Below are 19,449 nucleotides of genomic sequence, written 5' to 3' on the forward strand. Positions count from 1 at the left end.
AGGAATTATGAGTTTTTTATTCATTACTCTTAACTCCTAACTCTTAACTGTATTCCTAACTCTTCACTTTGTAATTCTATGGCTGTAACAGTTTTAGTTCCTACGACTCTTCAGAATTTGACTAATAACCAAGCTAGTCTAGAATCTAACGGTAGCACCATTGCTGAACTGTTAGACTCCTTAGAACAAAGCTTTCCTGGTATAAAATCCCGGTTGTGCGATGAAGAAGGCAAACTACGGCGTTTTGTAAATTTTTACGTCGACAGTGAAGATATTCGCTACTTGGATGGTATGAACACAGTCCTGAAAGATGGCGATGAAGTAAGTATTGTCCCCGCAGTCGCTGGTGGTTAATAGACTAGAAACTTAACTAGACAAACCTTTGAGAGATCACTTTGTTCCCAGTCTGAAGACTGGGAATATCCATTAAGAGGGTTGTCGCCTCTGGTACTTGCGGCAGAGCGCATGAGACGAAAAGTCTATAAATGTTTGCTGTAGTGATCGATCGGTAGGAAAACTCAGTGTCAGCACTTCAATAGGCTAACTATGCAGCAGTTATCTGAGAAAGTCTTTGTTGCCAAGACTCATTGTCATCGATAGTTAAGATAATCCGTTTGTAGGATTCATCTCGCAATTGAATCGTTAAATAATTTGTCTCTCGATTCACATACCAAAACTCCTTACCACGGTTAGTGTAATAAGTTCCAGCCTTAATTACTCCAGGAATAAAGCTACCAGGGGCACGCAATTCTCGCCAATTACTTTGGGGTTCGGCTATCGTAACTTGCTCAATATGAGCTAGCGATATTTGCCAAAGTTTGTTACAGCGAACAGCTAGCAGTTGCTCTTTAAAGGTAAATTCTATCTGCAATTTATCATCAACAATACTTAGGTTCATGATGAACTTAGTTGGCAGTAATTTTTCTGTATAGATAGATTATAAGTTAACTTATCTACACCGTACCCAGCCTTCCGCCCCTGCGATCGAGATTCTTAATCCCCTTGAGCTTCGGATTTTAAAAGCTAAATCTCCCAAACTACCCAAGCTACTAACAGTTAGTTGGGCTGTAGAAGCGTTGGCGAAGCCCGCCGTAGGCATCGCTCGTCTTGGAGGTTATCTTGAACATCGAAGCAAAACACCAATTGGTATCCAAGTACTGTGGCGAGGTTGGTTAAAATTGCACGACCTCTGTGAAGGTTGCCAGCTTGCAAAAAAGACTTAACAGGAAAAGTCAGCTTTATTCATACATCAAACATCATAAAAAGTAAAAGTAAAAAGTATTTTTTACTTTTTACTTTTGCTTTATATTGTGTGAAGAATTATTGATTGAACCCAGACATTTTTGGTCTTACAAAGTTAGTTGACGAATTACTGCTTCGGGCATTAGTGTTTGAGGAATTAGTAGTTGAAGAATCAACCGTTGGGGAACTAAGATTTAAGAAATCGATGAGTTTGAGAGTACGTTTACTAATTTTCCAGCGCCCAGATTCCTTTACAACTTCATCCTCATAAGTACCATTAGCAACATCAATGCTAGTTTCTGAACGTTTATGAGTCGCATGAAGATAAGAAGACATCGTTACTTTGCCATTTTTAAATAAAATGTTTATAGTACCCATCAAATGTTGGGTAGCTGTATAACCATTTCCTCGGAATACTGAATTGACAAAATCTGCCCAAGCATCTGTCCCATAACTTGTTTGAGTTGTCCCATCAGGAAAAATAGCAGTTAAGATTGCATTCTGAGTAAAACAATCTCGATAAATATTCTTTCCCTCTGGGAGATTTCCTCTACCAATAGCATCAGTTCCCAATGAGTAACAGGATGTTAATTGTTGAATCTCAAGTTTTGCTTCTGCGTTGGGTTCACTTGCACTTGCTAGTTCAAACCTACCTCCAACAAACAGCACAAGACTGACTGCAAGCACAATTAATGTAATCTTATTTAACAAAAACGAGATTGCCTTCGGAACTATTCGCCCAACTTCTCTTCTTTTTTCCACGGAATAACACCTTAATTTTTACTATTTTCACATCTTGCAACTTGCCAATAACTCACTTTATGGCTGATATATTAGCTAGTAAAATATAACTAAATTTCTTGAATATCTAGTTAGATACTACTTTTATATCAGCTCGTAAATTAGAAATAACAAGATTGGATGCATATAATTCAGTTATTATAATAACAGTCAATACATAAAGTTTCAAGTATAAATTATGGCTAGTTTTGTATTGATTCGATTAAGTAATTAAGTTACTACTTACATAGTTTTGTTAACAGAAAAATAACCTTGATTTTAGCGACTTTTAAAAACAAAGTACAATTACTATTATCATCATAAATCATTAGTGATAAACAAAATACCCGAATTATTTGATAATTCGGGTGTCTGCGGCTATGGCTTTGCTATTAGAGGATGTTTGAAAAGTCCTTTTCTTAGTAGCAAAACATTTTAGATCCCCCTAAATCCCCCGATAAATTGGGGGACTTTGATTCCAGTTCCCCCCTTTTTAAGGGGGGTTAGGGGGGATCAACAAGTGCCTAAAATCACAGCTAAATACTTTTCAAACAACCTCTTAGACCACTTGCACGAATGCAAAACTACCCCCAACCCCTTCTCCCAATATTGGGAGAAGGGGAGTAATTTCAAAGTCCCTCTCCCGATTTTGGGAGAGAGATTTAGGGTGAGGGCTTTTGATTTATACAAGAGGTCTAATGTGTCATTGCCATGATAAATTATTATCCCAAAATTGGGATAGAAATTATAAATTGTGTTCCTTGTCCTAAGACTGATTCACAAATCAAACTTCCACCATGATTTTCTACTATAATTTGGCGACTAATAGATAATCCTAATCCTGTACCTTTCCCTACGCATTTAGTAGTAAATAAATTTTCAAAAATACAGGACTTAACTTCTTCTGACATTCCTTTAGCATTATCTCGAATATTAATTATCAGATTATTATCTTTCTCAATCTTAGTTAAGATAGTAATAATATTAGGATAATTATCTTGAACTTCCATAAAACTACGACCGATATTTGCTTCTTCTAGAGCATCTATTGCATTTGCAATAATATTCATAAAAACTTGATTCAACTGTCCCAAATAGCATTTGACTAAAGGGATATTTCCATACTCCTTAATGACTTGAATTGCTGGACGATTACAATCGGCTTTCAGACGATGCTGTAAAATCAACAAAGTACTATTAATCCCTTCATGGATATTAGCTAGCACTTTAGAGGTAGTATCAGCGCGGGAAAAAGTACGGAGAGAGGTACTAATATTACGAATGCGCTGTGTGCCAACTGTCATCCCATCAATCATTTTGGGTAAATCTTTTAGTAGGAAATCTATATCTATCTCTTCAGCTTTCTCTTCAATCTCAGCACCAGGATTCGGGAACTTTTCTCGGTATAGTTGGAGATAGTCTATTAAATCAGTAACGCTATCTTTTGCTTGGACTATACTACCTGTAATAAAACCAACTGGGTTGTTGATTTCGTGTGCTACACCTGCAACTAAATTTCCTAAAGAAGACATTTTTTCGCTTTGGATAAGTTGTAATTGTGCCTCTTGTAAATCTTTTATTGACTGTTCTAATTCTCTAGATTTGTCTTGTTCTCTTGTGTACAAACGGGCGTTTTGGATAGCAATAGCCATTTGAGAAACCAAAACTTTTAATACCTCTACCCTTTTTGGAACAAAAGCCCCTGATGATAACTGATTTTCTAAATAAATAATCCCCGTAATTTGGGATTGGTAAATTATGGGTAAGCAAAAGATTGATTTTGTTTTAAATTTCTGAATATAAATATCAAGGTTAAACGGTTCTGTAATGATCGCATCATTTAATACAAGATATTGCTGAGTGCGAAAAACGTAGTTAATTACAGATAGCGGTAAATCCTGATAAGTTTCAACAGGAATAGAATGTAAAACTGTCACTACATCGTCAGCAGCATTTCCTGAAGCTTCGATATAGAGTTTATTGTCTTTAAATAGGAGTAGTATTGCTTTATGGGCAGCAGCATTTTCTAGTAAAATTTTGATTAGCTTATCCAACAAACTTTCTAAAACAATTTCGTTGGTAATCGCTTGCGAAAACTTGATGAATGCATTAAAGTCTAAGAAATTGCTTAAGCTGCTATTAGTAGTTGTGGTAGTGGTAGAATGAATTGTATCTATTTTAGAAGTAGTAGTTTCTATAGTAGTAGTTTGTTCTACTAGAAAAACATACTTTGATTCTAAGTATTTAACTTTAGCGATCGCACCCCAACGAATATAGGCATAATAGGCTTTAGTTATATAGGTTTGATGAATTAAATCTTTACCTAGAGATTGATAAAATTTTCCTGCTAACTCATAAGCTAAAGCTTCTTCTTGGAGAAAACCATTTTCCTGAGATTTGGCAATAGAGTTATCGTAGTAGTCCATTGCTTGCAGCTTTTGACCCAAAATCCGATACCTCTCTGCCTCTACGAGATAAAATCTATGTAAGTGATTCGTAGGTGCATGAGTAGCCCAAAGTTGCATTTTTTGCTGATTAGCTTGGACTTTTTCTAGAATAGTTTGCTTTTCAGACTCTTTAGCGGTATGATATATTGCTAAGTTTGCTAAAGAATCGTAAAAATAGAACATTGGAACAACAAATAACCCTGTAACACCACCTAAAGATTTTTCTGCGATCGCAGCATATTCTACAGCTTTAAAATACTCCCCAAATATGTAAGAGAGCATTAGTTTATTGACAAATAGATGGTTAATTGTGTAAAGGTCATTTACTTGTTGATGAATTGGCAGCATACTTTGCTCGTCGTAGGCTTCTCCAATTAAACAGTCTACATTTTCGTAATTACCTTTCAAATTCAAAACTGTTTGTAAATATACTAGATTCCAAGTTAAAGCTACTTGCTGCTTAATTTTTTTTAGTGATTCACAATAAGCTGTTAGTTCTTTTTCTAAAACCCAAAGTTCCTTACCCAACCAAAATGAATGATAGGGATAAATATAACCACAATAGCCAGCATATTCTAAATCTCCGGTTTCCAGACCACTAGCATATCCAGACATTGATGATGTTAATGTCTCCCTAATATGTTCTTTCCAGTGCATAACATGAGCGCTAACAACCGTTAGAATTTTAGCCTTGAGTTCTTCAGCATTAAATTGCGACACCAAACTAGAAGCTAATTTACCAAATTCATAGCCAGAATTAATTTCTCCTTGAACTCCACAAAGAAGTAAGCCATAAAGACTATAACCATAAGCAGATACAGCCGTATTGCCATAGTTTAAGGACAAATTAACCATTTTACAAACAATAATTGGCATCATTGCAGGAGCAGTTTGAAAAGCCGCAGGTAGAACTCCCATTAATATCCTCATAGCCGCAATCTTGTTAGGATCGGACATTAATGGTAAGTTAATCAAATCTGAAATAGATTTCCCTTTCAAAGAAATAGCAATTTCATCCATCCCCTGCTGAATATCAGTTGATGTCGGCTCATCTGGAAAATTTATTCCTAACAATTTCAAAATTGATACTGCTATCTGAATCGCTTCTAGTTGCTTACTTTGAATGATAGAAGCGATAATCTTTACTTCATAGACTTTCACTTTATCTAAAAGAATTTTGGCTTCTTGCTGCACCACCTCAGCCCATTGCTGCATCTGCTCAAAATTACCACCCAGATAAGCTGCTTCTGCGGCTCCTTCATATAAACCTATAGTTAAAATATATTCGGTTTCCCAAGCGTCTATGCTTGAAAGTTCTATGCCATTTGTGAAATACTTAAGTGCAGCTTCATAAGCTGTAGAAGCTTTAGCTTTTCGCCCTGCAATTAAATTTAATCGTGCCAATTCAGTTTTATCAGATTGCTCTATTAGGTTAACAATACCTACATTTAACTGATTGACGACATCAAAAATATTAGCTTCTATTTCCTCCTTTGGGATATTTTTTAGAAGCAATTGCCCAATTCTCAGGTGAGTAGATTTCTTAAGTTCTTCTGGAATCAGCGAATATGCTGCTTGTTGTACTCTGTCATGCAAGAACTTGTAACCCACTCGTGAACTGTCAAAGTTTAAATTAACCGCTTCTTCTTGATTAAAAACTAAAGGAATCCGGTAAGCTTCACTTAAAGGTAGAATTAACCCTGCTTGCAAAGCCGCGTGTAAATCATTGGCTGTCGAAGAAGGTGATTTTTCATTAACTATTGATAAAACATCCAGACTAAATCTGTCACCCACGCAAGCTGCTAATTTTAAAACATCTTGGGTAAATTTTGGTAGTTTCTCAACTCTACTGGCAACTAACTCAACTACATTCTTCTCGGTAATCCCAATTGCTTGAATATCCTCTAAATTCCATTGCCATTGAGCCTTAATGAAGTCAAATGTTAAAAGTTTTTCTTGATGTAGTGCTTGAATAAGTTGTGTGATAAAAAATGGATTTCCACCTGTCTTATTAGAAATTAATTCAGCTAAATGGATAATTTTATTGTCAAAAACGCTGAATTCTGTATCATGCTTAACCTCTGTCTCTTGTAAGGTTTCGCCAACTAGCTGAGTCACATTCTCTAAATTTAAAGGTTGCAACACAATATTATTAACAACTGTGCCAACATTCTTAATTTCTTCTATCTTTTGGATTAAAGGATGTGCTGCATTAACTTCATTATCTCTATATGCACCAATAAACAATAGATTTTTGCTATCGGTATCAGTTATGAGTAGTTGGATTAAATTCAATGTGGCTGAATCTGCCCATTGTAAATCATCTAAAAATATGACTAAGGGATGTTCTTTTTGCGTAAAAACTTGGATAAACTCTTTAAAAACTCGATTGAAGCGATTTTGTGATTCTGTTGCACCAATTTGGGCAACGTCTGGCTGTGTACCAACAATTAATTCTACTTCTGGAATTACGTCAGTAATGACTTTTCCATTTGTTCCTAAAGCTGATAGTATTTTTTCCCGCCAGGTTTCTATTTTTTCATTATTTTCTGTTAGTAAATACTGCATTAAATAGGCAAAAGCTTGAATTAGAGAAGCATAAGGTATATTTCGCTTTAATTGGTCAAATTTACCAGAAATAAAGTAACCTTGTCTGCGAGTGATGGGTTTATTAACTTCATTGACTAAAACTGATTTTCCAATACCAGAATAACCAGAAACTAGCATCATCTCACTCGTCCCAGATGTAACCCGTTCAAATGCAGCTAACAGTTCATTAACTTGGTTTTCACGGCCATATAATTTTTGAGGAATTAATAACTGGCTTAATACATCTAAACGTCCTGGAACAAAATCAGTAATTGTACCCTTAGTTTTTAACTGATTAAGACATAACTCAAAATCTGCTAATAATCCTGTAGCGCTTTGATATCTGTCTTCAGCATTTTTCGCCATTAACTTCAGCACAATTTCTGAGATGGCGTTAGGAATTTTTGGATTTAATAACTGTGGATTTATCGGTTGAACAGCAATGTGACTATAAACTATTTCTAAGGGGTCTTGACTAAAAAATGGTATTTTATCAGTAAGCATTTCATATAAAGTCACACCAAGAGAATAAAAGTCAGTGCGATAATCGAGAATACGATTCATTCTCCCCGTTTGTTCGGGAGACATATAAGCAAGTGTGCCTTCAACGCAGTTAGGGTTATTAAATTGAGGATTTTCCTTATTTAGGCGGGAAGCTATACCAAAGTCAGTGAGTTTAACAATACCTGTCTCAGAATTAATGATGATGTTACTAGGTTTAATGTCTTTATGAATAATTTGATGTTTATGTAAATAATCTATAGCTTTAGTCAGTTGAATAGCAATATTTAAGTTTTTAATTAAATCAAATTCTTCTGTTTGTGGAATTTCGGCTAAAGATTGGCCACCAAAGTCTTCTAACAATAGCCCAACCCGGTTATCAAAGGTTTCCAGACTAATGGCTTTGACTATATTGGGATGATTTAAACTCTGCTGAATTTGATACTCATTTTTCAGACGAGTAAAGGCTTCGAGGGTAGGATATTCATTTTTAAGCAACTTGAGAATAACTCGCTGTTGCGTCTTTGGCATTTGTGTTTGATAAATAATTGTTTGGATTCCTTCGTGGAGAGTCGAGTTGATTTGGTATCCAGTGCGATTTGGCATAGATTTTTGACTATATTAAAAATTAGTATTACCCCCGGACTCGTCTTGAAAGGGGTTCTAATTTAATTATTCCCAGTGAGAGAAAATTATTAACATTGTGATTCCGTATCCAAGGGTTATAAATTGAAAAGCGATTATTCCCTGGTAACGGAAAAGCTACTGTAACTTTTACGCCAAACGCAGAGAAGGACACTTCTGCAAGAATCCAGATGCTTTATTGTGGGCATCGATGTTATGAGTATGTGCTGGCGTAGGTCGAATAATGCCATCAAACAGGTCATCTAATCCGTAGGGAGTGAAAAATTGCCATTGGCCTTGTGCATCTAGTCGGACTCCGACAGCCGTTGCAGTGTGCAGCCACTCTGCAACGGCATCTTCTGTACTAGTGTAAGGTCTGCTACCAAGCCGCCAACGAGCAAAACTGGCTTGATTTTTGACATCAAACTCGTCATGAGGAAATTGTTCTGTGAGAGTTGCTTTTGCTGCTAGTTCCTGAGAACGATTTCCCTCTATATCAAAGAATGCAATATCAAAATCTTTAATAACTAACCCGCAGTCATTGCCAAAAATCGAAGACCAAACTGTATTTCGGACTGCACCACCCGCTAACCACCAGTTAGGTAGATTTAGTTGAGCGATCGCAGGTAATACTGTATCAATAGGTGTATCAGCTAAAATCATCTGTAAACGAGTGTTACTATTCATATCAAACTCCTGGGATTGTCAACGAGAAGATGAAAATATTATCATTCACATCTCATTAAGTTTACGGTCTTGATAGACTTCTTATGACACTTATCAGGTAAAGTCATAGTATAAAGAGAACAGGGTTACACAGAAGGTTAAATTGAGAATTGAGAATTGAGAATTTTTATTTATGGAAGATTTATTTGCGCGACTAGAACGCACACTCAATCCTGAACTACCTTCTTTAACAGAGTCACAACAACAACTCTTACAAGAACTCAGTATTGATGAAAATCAACCCGGTAAAATTTTACGTGACTTTGAAACTCTGATAGATTTGTTACAACCAAATGGAGTAGAAGTTAGTAGTGTTAATAACCTTCTACCCTTGAAAGTACTATCAGAATTGAATTCTCAGTTAAGTCACCCAATTGAGACTAAACTCAAACGCCCCGTACAAAAATCATACCCCTACATTAATGGACTATATCTGTTATTACGCAGTTCTGGAATAGCCCAAATTAGATCCCAAGGGAAGAAACAGGTTTTAGTTTTAGATGCAGCAAGTTTGCAATCATGGTCAAATCTCAATCCAACAGAACGCTATTTCAATTTATTAGAAGCCTGGTTGATTTGGGGAAATAACGAAATTTTAGGGGAACATCAAGATTCATTCGGGAATTTATTTAGATGTATTCAACTTTGGCCCCGCGTTCCAGATAAAGGTTTAAAGTTCCCTAAATATGAAAACCAACACGATATTAGTTATTACCCTGGTCTGCATAATGTTGCCCTGTTAGAGTTATTTGGATTGTTATCTATTAAAGATGGTAAACCAACAGAAGGCAAAGGATGGCGCATTGCTAGTTTAGAACGCTTGCCCTTTGGGGATGCTCTGTTGCAATTACTATTTCCGCTAGGTATCCGAGGAGAATTACAGGATGAGGTTAATGTAAGTTTTGGAAAATTGCAGTCATATTTTCAACCATTTTTTCCAGAATGGGAGCATAATTTATCTGTTCAAAAGCAAGGTTTTACTGATGGCATTTATATTTTTAAAGTGTCTCTTCATCAGGTCTGGAGAAGTATTGCTATACCAGCAAAAAAACCATTAAGCTGGCTAGCAGAGACGATTCTTGATGCTTTTGATTTTGACTATGACCACTTATATGAGTTTAGCTATAAAGACCGTTTTGGCCGCATAATTAAAATAGGTCATCCCTACATGGAAATACCCCCATTTGCCGATCAAGTGGAGATTGGTGACTTATCTATAGAACCGGGTGGTAAAATGACCTATCTTTATGATTTCGGTGACAACTGGAAATTTGATGTAAAGTTAGAAGCAATTAATCCACCTGATAATAAAATAAAAAAACCAAAGATTTTAGAAGTTCACGGAAATGCACCTCAACAGTATTGGAGTGAGGATGAGGAATCAGATGAAAATGAGGAATGAAGGCGATAATAAAGTATTTTCTTCCTCACCCTTTAGAGAGATTAGAAGGAGATAAAATCTATGAGTCTTCCATATATTGGAGGTTGTCAATGTGGACAGATTCGTTACGAAATTCATGCTAAACCATTAACCCTCTACCTATGCCACTGTAAGGAATGTCAGAAACAATCTTCTAGTGCTTTTGGAATGTCTCTTACCGTACCACGAGATGCTGTTGTGATTGTTCAAGGAAAACCGAAATCTTGGACTCGGAAAAGTGATAACGGACGTGAAGTAAATAACCTGTTCTGTGGCGACTGCGGAACGCGATTGTTCCATGAACGGACTTACAACCCAAATACTATCAACGTCAAAGCGGGAACATTAGATGATACAAGTTGGTTATGTCCAGTGGGTAACATTTGGACATGCAGTGCCCAATCATGGGTGATAATTTCAGACCAATTGCTCAACTATGACGGGCAACCAGAAGATGTTCGCCCTTTATGGGAAAAATGGACACAGCAGCATCCATAAACGCACAATTACATGATAGTTAAGCTAACCACCCTCAGTTGGGAGTTTAACTGATGACTGTAGCAAAGGATAGAATAACAAAGTTATACTGATAAATTACTTTAATGAACATATTAAATTATTTAAAATAGTAATATTAAACTCAAATTATAAGTTCGGTTTGTATATCATATAATTTTACGTACTTGTCTGTAAATGATGTTAAATAAAGCTAGCACAGAATCAATATTTTTATATAAAATCTTACTGGACATATTCAATTATCTGATTTAGCTAAAATTAAATTATAAATAGAATTTCGCTTCCTTCTCAAAAGTTTTAACAGTTATTTCTAGACAAGGTTGATGAAAAACGATACACCACAAGAATTAAAGCAAGATCAAGAAATTGGGCGCTTGATTGATGAGGTAATGTCATCATCTCTGACTGATGAACAGTACCGCAAAAAGATGCAGCGACGCAAGGAAGTCCAAGATAAGCGCATAGCAGAAGCTGTACCAGAAAAAGGGTTAGTTATTGTAAATACTGGTAATGGTAAAGGTAAAACTACTGCGGCTTTGGGGATGGTGTTACGATCGCTAGGTCACGGGTATAAAGTAGCGATCGTTCAATTCATCAAGGGAAGTTGGGAACCCTCAGAAAAAAGGGTTTTCAGTTCTTGGGAAGACCAAATAGAATTTCACGCAATGGGCGAAGGCTTCACTTGGGAAACTCAAGACCGCGATCGCGATCTTGACAAAGCTAGCGCCGCCTGGGAAAAATCATTAGAATATATTCGCAACCCAGATTTTCATCTGGTATTGTTAGACGAAATTAATATTGCCCTCAAAATGGCTTACTTACCATTAGAGGACGTTTTGGCGGGTTTGGCGCAAAAACCAGCTAACAAGCACGTTATTCTCACAGGACGAGGCGCACCGGCTGGTTTAATTGAACGTGCTGACCTCGTAACCGAAATGACTTTAATTAAGCACCCTTTCCGCGATCAAGGTGTGAAAGCACAACCGGGAATTGAGTATTAAATCAGAATTCAGAATTATTAAAAAACCAGGTTTCTGATCTCAGCAGAGATTAGAAACCTGGTTTTTAATTCCCGGATGTCAATAACTAATTGACAGATAAATTCCTTGTAGAGACGGCGATTTATCGCGTCTCTGATCATTGACATGGAAAGAAATACTAGGGTAGGATTTCGACCTGGAATTGAGAATATGGATCAATGGCATCCTTTGCAGCTTCAATGGGATTTTGACCACCTGCACCGCCGTAATTAATACGACTTAGGAACTTACCAGTATCTGACTGTAAAGCAATTTTACCGCCGTCTAAAACTTTCACGTTAAATTGAGAATAAGGATCAACAGCATCCTTTGCAGCTTCAATGGTATTTCTGCCATTTGATGTGTAATTAATGCGACTCAGATACTTACCAGTGTCTGCCTGTAAAGCAACTTTATTGCCATCTAAAACTGTCACCTTAAATTTAGAGTAAGGATCAATGGCATCCTTTGCAGCTTCAGTCGGATTTACGCTACCACGATTAATGCGACTCAGATACTTACCAGTATCTGATCGTAGGGCAATGGTGTCTCCTGTTTTGAGGCTGACTAAAGGAATGGATTGGGCAAAAGCATTGCTAGCAAAACCAAATATCAGAGAAACTACCAAGAAAGCGCAAACAACAGGCTGTATAAAACCAGCAGTAATTTTCTTGATGACAGACATATTCACATACCTCAGGAAAAAACTACAGAACCAAGTAGATTGTGACTCATGAAACTTCAGCAACCCGCAATTTCACTGCTCAAACATTGTTAAAAACAATGCTTTAATCGGTATTTGTTGGAACTGAATACAGTTTGACTATCTAAACCCAATATTGACAACCGAAGTTTAGGAACTTAAGAAGGAAGTTAATAATTTATTACCCTCAATCACCAAAGCCCTCTCCCAGAAAGACTTTGCAATTCTGGCGATTTGATAAGTAATATGTTGAATTCACTTAACATCGGATAAAATTTTATATTTTGTACAAAATAACCAAAATCTTTCCTGGCAATAAGTTTTTCTGTATATTTATTTACTTTATATGTCAGTTTGGTAAGATACCAAAAATAGTTAATTTCGCTAGTCCATAAATGTATTGATAAATACAATAGGCTTGTGATCTGATGAATCGACAAAAACCCAGACGTAAACGTGGTGTAATTCTCACTACTGAAGGATTTCTGAAACTACACACGGCTAAATGTCAAGCAGAAAGTTGGGAAAACTCCGATCAACGTTACACTTTGGAACAACTCAGGTCACGTACTGGCTTAGATCCAGATACCCTGATGAAAGTATTTCGGTGTCAAATTGGAGTGGATAAGCAAAGCCTCAATTGCTGTTTTAAAGCTTTTAACCTACGACTAGAAGCAAGTGATTATCAATTACTTCTCATTGAAAATCCTACCCAAAATCTAGAATCCCCAACCCTAAATTGTATTGATTGGGACGATGCACCAGATGTATCTATTTTTTACGGACGTACAGCAGAATTGGCGACTCTGGAACAATGGATAATAGGCGATCGCTGTCGGTTAGTGACACTATTAGGTATGGGTGGAATCGGTAAAACTTGGCTATCGATGAAGTTGGCTACTCAAATTCAAGAACAGTTTGAGTTTGTGATTTGGCGAACTCTCCGTAATGCGCCACCAGTCAAAGATATGCTAGCCCATCTACTCCAAGTTTTATCAACCGATCCGTCAACTCATTTACCAGAAACGGTAGAAGGTAGAATTTCTCAGTTGATTAATTATTTCAAGAAACATCGTTGTTTGTTGATCTTAGATAATGCAGAGGCAATTTTAAAAGATGCTTCCTATAATGGTGATTATAGTTACGCTTGTCCAGAACATGAAAGTTATGGTCAATTTTTCAGACAAGTAGGAGAAACATCTCATCAAAGTTGCTTGATGCTAATAAGTCGGGAAAAGCCAAATCAAATTAGGCGAATGGAAGGTAAAAAATTACCTGTTCGCGTCTTGCAACTGCAAGGGTTGCAGACACAAGAAATACAGGAAATATTTAATGCCAAGGGTTACTTTTACGGTTCAAATATCGAGTGGAACAAGCTCATTGAACGCTATGAAGGCAATCCATTGGCATTAAATATCGTCTCTACTACCATTCAAGAGTTATTTGATGGCAGGATTGGCGAATTTATCAAGCAAGATGTAGTAGTTTTTGGTGAGATTTACTATCTAGTCAAACAACATCTTAATCGGTTATCAAACGTGGAAAAGCAGATTACGCACTGGCTAGCAATTAATTATCAGCCAGTTACATTTTCAGAATTGCGATCGCAAATATCCACCTTAGTATCACCACAACAATTACTAGAGGCTTTGTCAGTTCTGCAAGAGCGATCGCTGGTTCATAAAAATGCTGCTCTTTTCTCTCTGTCACCCATAGTCAGAGAATATATAAATAACCAATTAATCGAAAATAAAATTAGCTACAGGATGAAATCTAAAGAGCATCAAAAAAACGTTCCTCAGATCATACAGACCCAAAAGTAAACTCTAATGTCAGACGAAAATCTGGCTTTTTTTACACCCTATTTTTAGGGAATAGCTTAGGTAATGATAAATGACGATTTATGAAAAAACTCAAAAATTCATCATTCATCATTCATCATCAAGACTTTGAATTTATTTATATTTGACTAGCTTTGTGTAGATAACTATTGGAGATTTATTTGCACATTTGCAACGTGCGGCGATCGCTAGCTGTGATGGAATTTAACTGATAAAAGTCTTGCAGAGCCAGCGAGTAAGGATAACTGCTAAACTCATCTTCACTAACTTGAGGTAGTTTACCGTTTGCAGCGACCTGATTTGACCCAGGAGTACTGGCTTCATTTGACGAACTATTAACCGTCATTGCCAACTCACCTGACTTATTGAGCGTACCCTGAAAACAATTAAATTCTGAATGGGGCATATACAATGCACCAATTACCTTGTCCTGCTGCTTTTGAAATATGATGTAACCTTGACCAAGCTGGTTTGGTTTTGAGGATTGACCATAAAGATAAACCCCATCTTTTACAGGAAAATTAACTTTTGGTAAACCTTCTGCGCTTTTTGTTGCTCCTTGAGAATCTGGAACCAAGGCTGTGGTTGTCGGGAGTGTTTTTCCGCTCTTATGCATGAAAATCCCTTTCTCTCCAGTAGCCGCGTTGAGTTGACCTCTCTGTTCTCTAACTCTTCTTAGCTGCGAGAGAAGGGAGTTGTCGGAGGTGTTATGAATCCGAGCCGATGATAATGGAGAATCTGTAACTGGTACTACTTGAGTCTGCTTGCCTATAAAGCCCAAACCGAGAAGTAAGCCTAAGCCTGCTAGGGAAATCCCCCACTGGCGGGGAGATAAGAACTGATAAAGGTTGTTAAGCACCCTACTTCTCCTGTTAAAAAATCAACTAAGTTCTCTAGAACTTACTTAAACTATAACCAAGTCTTAATTGTCAAAGACTTAGTTCCCGATTTATATTACTATTGTCCAAAAAAGAAAACTGTCAAAAAATAAAGTTTTTATTTAATCTAGCTCAGCAAGCTTAGATTATCACCAGTTAGGGGAAGTAGAGCAGTCTAAACAATTAAAGGTTTGTAGTCAGGGCTTTAGCCCTATTTTACGGGCTGAAGCCCTGACTACAAACTAATTCAATTGACTTTACATTATTTAACATAGCTTAATTTATTAGATTCATCTTATTGGGTGAGGTTAATCAGAATCGGTTTTGTGGGATTTTGTTTTTTACTTTTTAATAAATAAAAATACTGATATTATTTTCTCGGATTTGTCGCCGTAGAAATACAGCGTTAAATAAAAAATCGCCCCCTGAATTCAGGAGGCGCATCACACTCTAGAGACGCAGAATTTCGCGTCTCCATATTTAGCTAGCAACGTATTCTTGAACATTGGCGCGACGGCGGCGCAGATGAGCCAAAGCCTGATGCTCTAGTTGGCGGACACGTTCGCGGCTGAGATTCAGTCTCTCACCCACTTTCGCCAATGACATTTCGTTACCATCTTCTAAACCAAAGCGTAGGGCTAAAACTTCTCGCTGTTGCGGGGTTAGTTCTGCTAGCAGGTTGTTCAAATCTTGGCGTAAGAATTCCTGGTTGGTGTAATACTCTGGTGATGGGCCGCCATCTTCGAGCATTTCTTGCAACTCAGTATCTTGATTATCGCCAACTTTAACATCCAAAGACACTGGTTGACGTGCCATGTTTAGGTACTCACGGATCTGAGCAGGTTCTAGTTCCAGTTCTTTCGCAATTTCGGCTGGAGTAGGCGATCGCCCCAAGGTTTGAGCTAACTCGCGTTGTACTTTCTTGATTTTGTTCAGTTTTTCGGTAATGTGGATCGGCAACCGGATAGTACGACCTTGTTGAGCGATCGCGCGGGTAATTGCTTGGCGAATCCACCAGTAAGCGTAAGTCGAGAATTTATAACCCCTCATTGGGTCAAATTTCTCCACACCCCGCTCTAATCCTAGTGTTCCTTCCTGAATTAAATCCAGAAATTCCATATTTCGCTTTTGGTACTTTTTCGCAATAGCAACGACCAAGCGCAAATTCGCTTCGATCATTTTTTGCTTTGCCCGCTTACCTTGCGCTACAGTTTGCTGTACTTCAGTTTCCGATTGTTGAACCACGTCAGCCCACTCTGACATATCCGGTTCACGGTGCAGTTTCTTCGCTAAAACCTCTTTGGCATCGATGAGCGTCATCATTTGTTGCACCTGCTTCCCATATACAATCTCTTGTTCACGGGTTAGCAGTGGTACACGACCAATTTCTCGCAGATAGGTTCGCACCATATCAGCCGTGAATCTGGTGTTGAGGTTTTCGGTTTGGGTATTGACAGTAGGCATTGGTGCGTTGTCCTCTACTCCGTAAATAAAATGTATATTTTCTTGCTAAAATGGATGGATAAAGGTAGTAAATCTATCACGAAATATCGGGAGCTACTAAAAACAATTATCAATTGATACAGCCGTTTTTAAGACGGTAAGCCCCCAAGATAGGTTCCCCTACCTTACCTAAATTTTTCAATCTCTTATAAGCACACTGGTTATTTTTGAGAATTATTACTTTAGGTAGTTACTGAGAGTAACGAGGAAATGCGAAGTCGGTATGAGTTCCGCTTAGTTTTATAGTACGATAAATCAGGTAGATAGTAAAGTATCTTAAGATAAAGCTTTCAATTATAATTCAAAATTGGTCGTTTGGAAAAAAAATTTAAGCTTCCTTGAAATTACTTACTATATCTATAGTGACCCCAAAAACCCCTCTTCTGTTGCCAAAAACTAGCCGGATAACCGAACTTAATTTCCTGTGAGGATGGAGGGATGTTACGAATTGGGCAGGGGCATTGGGCATTGGTCGGTAGCGGATTAATCTTGATCTAGATTAAATCAGTGAATTCCCGTAGAGTAGGACGAATGACCAATGATAAATAACTTTTTAACGAATAAAGGGGTAAAAGTCCCCCTACATAGAGGGCATACTTGTAATACGTAATACTTTGGGGTTGAAATTCCCAGACGCTCCTACGTCGCTCTAAGCGTACCCCTATGGGAAAGTAAGCTATGCGTAGCATCTTGTAGAGAAGCCATGCCGTAAGCTTTACGCTTCTCTACGAGACGCTGCGCGAACGCTATCACAAATTGTTACTGAGCGCGGTCGTTGTATAGAAGTAACATAAATTACGAATTACGAATTATTTAGAATCCCAGGTCTGCTTTAGCGAGTTCAGCCGCAGCGAATACTTCCGCGTCAGGTTTTTCTTCCCAGGCTGGTTCACCAATTTCTTCGTAAAAAGTTGCGTCGTAAGGACGGGTACGTACTACTACTGGCATCGGAACAGCGTGACCCAAAATTAAGGCTTGTTGCTTAGAGTCTAACTTTGCCAAAACCGATCGCAGTCCACTACCACCAGATACACCTGTAAAAATCGCATCAATGTCTTTTTCGTCATTCAGCAAAGCGGTAATGCGAGTTCCAATCTGGGACATAACCTCATTATCAATACCCGATGGACGTTGATCGACTACCAAAAGTGTGACAAAATACTTCCGTAACTCACGGGCAATAGTCCCAAAGATAGTGCTTTGTACCACTCCTGGATCTAGGAAACGATGCGCCTCTTCAATGGTAATCATCAACGGCGTGGGGCGATCGCAAGGATTTTTGCTTTGCAGAAATTTATCTGCTTTTTTGACGTAATGCTCGTGAATCCGGCGGGTGATCATGTTTGTCACCAACATATAAGAGAGCATATTAGACTGGGATCCAAATTCTATCACAACATTCTTCCCAGATTCCAGACATTGCACAATTTTACTAATGTAATTTTGGGGGCAGACCGCTCGCATATACTTCAAGCTATCCATCCGCAAAAGTTTGCGCTGCAATGCCATAATCGAGCCTTTGTGTCCGCGCTTCTCGTCGCAGAACATCTCAATTTCTTCATTAGTCATGTTCAGCAACTGGACAATCCAAGACTTGCCAAACTCGCTATATAAGATATTGGCGTTATCCAAGGCTGCATCAGAGAGTCCTAAATCTCGACTACATAACTTAATATCTTCAACTTCAATTTGCTCGTAACTCAAATAAAGTTCTTGAGCATCACGCACACCCCGGCGCTTTGTTGATTCGGGGTCGAGGGTATAGACTTCTACTTTACTTGGAAAAAGCTGTTTTAATCCCTTAACTGTATTGACGTTCTTCCCTTCTGCAACGGCTTCCCAGCCATATTCCGAGTGCATATCAAAAATCAAATTTACTGCCGCATTTTTACGGATAACACCAGCTAAAAGTAGCCGTGTTAGAAAGGATTTACCAGTACCAGATTTCCCAAAAACCCCATTACTCCGTTCCACAAAGCGGTTTAAATCGATGCAAACTGGCACATCCATATCCAAAGGTTTGCCGATGGAAAAATTGCGCCTTTGGGGGTCATCTTCCCAACCAAATACGCGGCGAAAATCGTCAACACTGGCTTCGTAAACTTGGCTAAAGTGGCTAGGAATAGTTTTAACAGGTAACAATTCCATCGTCGTACTCGTTTGTGGCACAAAGGAAGCTAAACCCGTCACTGATGGGATAAAAGGATTTGCCGATTTGCCATTTGTTGGGGAGAAAGATTCTTCCGATTCGGGAGTGAACATCAACATCGGTGCGAGGTTGATAGTACCGTAAGTGCCACTTCCAGCTAAAACATCTCGTAAAAAAGTGTCTTCCCAACTGGGGGGGCTAGCAATAATTCGGGCATTCGCAGCGCCCAATGCTACATCTGTCAGCATACAAAAAAAGCGCGATCGCATCCCTTGGACAACAAGAAACTTTCCAACCCGCATATCTTCCACAGAAATGTCAGGATGCAATCGTACTTCTAAACCTTCAGTTAGAGAACCTTGAATGACCGAACCTAATGGCTGTCCAGAATTCATCTAATTAATTACATGATTGTTGATGCTATATCTTATAGTCATTCAATTTCAGATTTTAGATTTTAGATTTTTCCTTCAATCCAAAATCCAAAATCCAAAATTGGCAGAGAGAC

At 37.9% G+C, this 19,449-nt stretch carries 13 protein-coding genes and 1 pseudogene; 6 read left to right on the forward strand and 8 right to left on the reverse strand.

Translation table 11 applies throughout. From position 1 onward, the window contains the following. The first annotated feature begins 78 nt into the window (after nucleotides 1-78). The gene (locus GTQ43_RS11815; RefSeq protein WP_265272795.1) at nucleotides 79-354 is read left to right on the forward strand and encodes a ubiquitin-like small modifier protein 1; all 276 of its coding nucleotides are present in this window, start codon (nucleotides 79-81) and stop codon (nucleotides 352-354) included. 190 nt (nucleotides 355-544) lie between these two features. Here GTQ43_RS11815 and GTQ43_RS11820 read toward each other — a convergent pair whose 3' ends face one another. Continuing rightward, nucleotides 545-898: a hypothetical protein gene (locus GTQ43_RS11820; RefSeq protein ID WP_265272796.1), complete on the reverse strand. Its 354-nt coding sequence runs from the start codon at nucleotides 896-898 to the stop codon at nucleotides 545-547. 49 nt (nucleotides 899-947) lie between these two features. On the opposite strand from GTQ43_RS11820, the pseudogene GTQ43_RS41750 reads away from it, so the two are divergent. Then, nucleotides 948-1,223 (forward strand): annotated as a pseudogene (locus GTQ43_RS41750) (hypothetical protein); the annotation flags it as partial. 97 nt (nucleotides 1,224-1,320) lie between these two features. On the opposite strand, the gene GTQ43_RS11825 reads toward GTQ43_RS41750, so the two are convergent. From GTQ43_RS11825 to GTQ43_RS11835, 3 genes are all read right to left on the reverse strand, one after another. After that, on the reverse strand, nucleotides 1,321-2,004 hold the full coding sequence (locus GTQ43_RS11825) for a nuclear transport factor 2 family protein (RefSeq protein ID WP_265272797.1): 684 nt from the start codon (nucleotides 2,002-2,004) through the stop codon (nucleotides 1,321-1,323). 740 nt (nucleotides 2,005-2,744) lie between these two features. Continuing rightward, on the reverse strand, nucleotides 2,745-8,165 hold the full coding sequence (locus GTQ43_RS11830; RefSeq protein WP_265272798.1) for an AAA family ATPase: 5,421 nt from the start codon (nucleotides 8,163-8,165) through the stop codon (nucleotides 2,745-2,747). A gap of 168 nt (nucleotides 8,166-8,333) precedes the next feature. Then, nucleotides 8,334-8,870, reverse strand: coding sequence for a nucleotidyltransferase family protein (locus GTQ43_RS11835; RefSeq protein WP_265272799.1), 537 nt, complete (start codon nucleotides 8,868-8,870; stop codon nucleotides 8,334-8,336). A 172-nt stretch (nucleotides 8,871-9,042) separates the two neighbouring features. Here GTQ43_RS11835 and GTQ43_RS11840 point away from each other — a divergent pair, with 172 nt between their 5' ends. From GTQ43_RS11840 to cobO, 3 genes are all read left to right on the forward strand, one after another. After that, on the forward strand, nucleotides 9,043-10,311 hold the full coding sequence (locus tag GTQ43_RS11840; RefSeq protein ID WP_265272800.1) for a plasmid pRiA4b ORF-3 family protein: 1,269 nt from the start codon (nucleotides 9,043-9,045) through the stop codon (nucleotides 10,309-10,311). Between the two features lie 60 nt (nucleotides 10,312-10,371). Next, nucleotides 10,372-10,827 carry a GFA family protein gene (locus tag GTQ43_RS11845; RefSeq protein WP_265272801.1) on the forward strand — a complete coding sequence of 152 codons (456 nt, stop codon included), beginning with the start codon at nucleotides 10,372-10,374 and terminating at the stop codon, nucleotides 10,825-10,827. Nucleotides 10,828-11,171: 344 nt separating this feature from the next. Beyond that, nucleotides 11,172-11,849: a cob(I)yrinic acid a,c-diamide adenosyltransferase gene (gene cobO, locus GTQ43_RS11850; protein ID WP_265272802.1), complete on the forward strand. Its 678-nt coding sequence runs from the start codon at nucleotides 11,172-11,174 to the stop codon at nucleotides 11,847-11,849. Nucleotides 11,850-12,006: 157 nt separating this feature from the next. Here cobO and GTQ43_RS11855 read toward each other — a convergent pair whose 3' ends face one another. Then, nucleotides 12,007-12,552: a fascin domain-containing protein gene (locus tag GTQ43_RS11855; protein WP_265272803.1), complete on the reverse strand. Its 546-nt coding sequence runs from the start codon at nucleotides 12,550-12,552 to the stop codon at nucleotides 12,007-12,009. A 446-nt stretch (nucleotides 12,553-12,998) separates the two neighbouring features. On the opposite strand from GTQ43_RS11855, the gene GTQ43_RS11860 reads away from it, so the two are divergent. Continuing rightward, nucleotides 12,999-14,393 carry an NB-ARC domain-containing protein gene (locus GTQ43_RS11860; RefSeq protein WP_265272804.1) on the forward strand — a complete coding sequence of 465 codons (1,395 nt, stop codon included), beginning with the start codon at nucleotides 12,999-13,001 and terminating at the stop codon, nucleotides 14,391-14,393. A 175-nt stretch (nucleotides 14,394-14,568) separates the two neighbouring features. Here the strand turns inward: GTQ43_RS11860 and GTQ43_RS11865 are convergent, their stop codons facing one another. The 3 genes from GTQ43_RS11865 to GTQ43_RS11875 form a co-directional block, all read right to left on the reverse strand. Then, nucleotides 14,569-15,270, reverse strand: coding sequence for a hypothetical protein (locus tag GTQ43_RS11865; protein ID WP_265272805.1), 702 nt, complete (start codon nucleotides 15,268-15,270; stop codon nucleotides 14,569-14,571). A 499-nt stretch (nucleotides 15,271-15,769) separates the two neighbouring features. Then, nucleotides 15,770-16,753 carry an RNA polymerase sigma factor, RpoD/SigA family gene (locus GTQ43_RS11870; protein ID WP_265272806.1) on the reverse strand — a complete coding sequence of 328 codons (984 nt, stop codon included), beginning with the start codon at nucleotides 16,751-16,753 and terminating at the stop codon, nucleotides 15,770-15,772. 852 nt (nucleotides 16,754-17,605) lie between these two features. After that, complete coding sequence (locus GTQ43_RS11875; protein WP_265272807.1) at nucleotides 17,606-19,336, reverse strand: helicase HerA domain-containing protein; 1,731 nt, start codon at nucleotides 19,334-19,336, stop codon at nucleotides 17,606-17,608. Nucleotides 19,337-19,449: the final 113 nt, after the last annotated feature.

This window comes from Nostoc sp. KVJ3 (assembly GCF_026127265.1).
Taxonomy (GTDB): Bacteria; Cyanobacteriota; Cyanobacteriia; order Cyanobacteriales; family Nostocaceae; genus Nostoc.

Bases quoted from the DNA above. Each gene is read 5' to 3' on its own strand.
- cobO (WP_265272802.1), top strand. From the start codon at position 11,172: ATGAAAAACGATACACCACAAGAATTAAAGCAAGATCAAGAAATTGGG.
- GTQ43_RS11835 (WP_265272799.1), bottom strand. From the start codon at position 8,870: ATGAATAGTAACACTCGTTTACAGATGATTTTAGCTGATACACCTATT.
- GTQ43_RS11815 (WP_265272795.1), top strand. From the start codon at position 79: ATGGCTGTAACAGTTTTAGTTCCTACGACTCTTCAGAATTTGACTAAT.
- GTQ43_RS11870 (WP_265272806.1), bottom strand. From the start codon at position 16,753: ATGCCTACTGTCAATACCCAAACCGAAAACCTCAACACCAGATTCACG.
- GTQ43_RS11830 (WP_265272798.1), bottom strand. From the start codon at position 8,165: ATGCCAAATCGCACTGGATACCAAATCAACTCGACTCTCCACGAAGGA.
- GTQ43_RS11855 (WP_265272803.1), bottom strand. From the start codon at position 12,552: ATGTCTGTCATCAAGAAAATTACTGCTGGTTTTATACAGCCTGTTGTT.
- GTQ43_RS11875 (WP_265272807.1), bottom strand. From the start codon at position 19,336: ATGAATTCTGGACAGCCATTAGGTTCGGTCATTCAAGGTTCTCTAACT.
- GTQ43_RS11860 (WP_265272804.1), top strand. From the start codon at position 12,999: ATGAATCGACAAAAACCCAGACGTAAACGTGGTGTAATTCTCACTACT.
- GTQ43_RS11845 (WP_265272801.1), top strand. From the start codon at position 10,372: ATGAGTCTTCCATATATTGGAGGTTGTCAATGTGGACAGATTCGTTAC.
- GTQ43_RS11840 (WP_265272800.1), top strand. From the start codon at position 9,043: ATGGAAGATTTATTTGCGCGACTAGAACGCACACTCAATCCTGAACTA.
- GTQ43_RS11820 (WP_265272796.1), bottom strand. From the start codon at position 898: ATGAACCTAAGTATTGTTGATGATAAATTGCAGATAGAATTTACCTTT.